Origin of the sequence: Aeromonas sp. ZOR0002 (genome assembly GCF_963866995.1) — a bacterium.
In the GTDB taxonomy this organism is placed as follows: Bacteria; Pseudomonadota; Gammaproteobacteria; order Enterobacterales; family Aeromonadaceae; genus Aeromonas; species Aeromonas caviae.
Genome location: NZ_CAWMFQ010000066.1, coordinates 1 through 1,139, shown reverse-complemented (window position 1 = coordinate 1,139; position 1,139 = coordinate 1). Strand labels below are relative to the sequence as shown.

At 56.9% G+C, this 1,139-nt stretch carries 1 protein-coding gene; it reads right to left on the bottom strand.

Annotated elements, in window-relative coordinates:
* Positions 1 to 2 precede the first annotated feature (2 nt).
* Positions 3 to 1,139 (bottom strand): elongation factor Tu (gene tuf, locus AACR77_RS04260; RefSeq protein ID WP_017788708.1); only part of this gene is annotated, 1,137 nt, incomplete at its 5' end.

Genomic DNA, 1,139 nt, shown 5'->3' with positions numbered 1-1,139 from the left:
GATTAAGCGATAACTTTAGCTACAACACCAGCACCTACGGTACGGCCACCTTCACGGATGGCGAAACGCAGGCCGTCGTCCATCGCGATCGGCGCAATCAGGGTAACAACCATCTTGATGTTGTCGCCCGGCATTACCATCTCTACGCCTTCCGGCAGTTCGATGGTACCGGTCACGTCGGTAGTACGGAAGTAGAACTGCGGACGGTAGCCCTTGAAGAACGGGGTATGACGACCACCTTCTTCTTTGGACAGCACGTACACTTCGGATTCGAACTTGGTGTGCGGCTTGATGGTGCCCGGCTTGGCCAGTACCTGACCACGCTCTACGTCTTCACGCTTCACGCCACGCAGCAGTGCGCCAACGTTCTCACCTGCACGACCTTCGTCCAGCAGTTTGCGGAACATTTCAACGCCGGTACAGGTGGTCTTGGTGGTATCTTTGATACCAACGATTTCCACTTCTTCACCAACCTTGACGATACCGCGCTCTACACGACCGGTTACTACGGTACCACGGCCTGCGATGGAGAAGACGTCTTCGATAGGCATCAGGAACGGCTGGTCAATGGCACGCTCCGGCTCCGGAATGTAGGTGTCCAGGTGGCCAGCCAGTTCCAGGATCTTCTCTTCCCACTGAGCTTCGCCTTCCAGCGCTTTCAGTGCGGAACCACGGACTACCGGCAGGTCATCACCCGGGAAGTCGTACTCGGACAGCAGTTCGCGAACTTCCATCTCGACCAGTTCCAGCAGCTCTTCGTCATCTACCATGTCACACTTGTTCATGAACACGATGATGTACGGAACGCCTACCTGACGACCCAGCAGGATGTGCTCACGAGTCTGCGGCATCGGGCCGTCAGTCGCTGCTACTACCAGGATTGCGCCGTCCATCTGGGCAGCACCGGTGATCATGTTTTTAACGTAGTCGGCGTGACCCGGGCAATCTACGTGGGCGTAGTGGCGGGTTGCAGTGTCGTATTCTACGTGGGAGGTGTTGATGGTGATACCACGCTCACGCTCTTCCGGTGCCTTGTCGATCTGGTCGAAGGCGAAAGCTTTACCACCGAAGTGCTTGGCCAGCACGTTGGTGATGGCGGCGGTCAGGGTGGTTTTACCGTGGTCAACGTGGCCGATGGT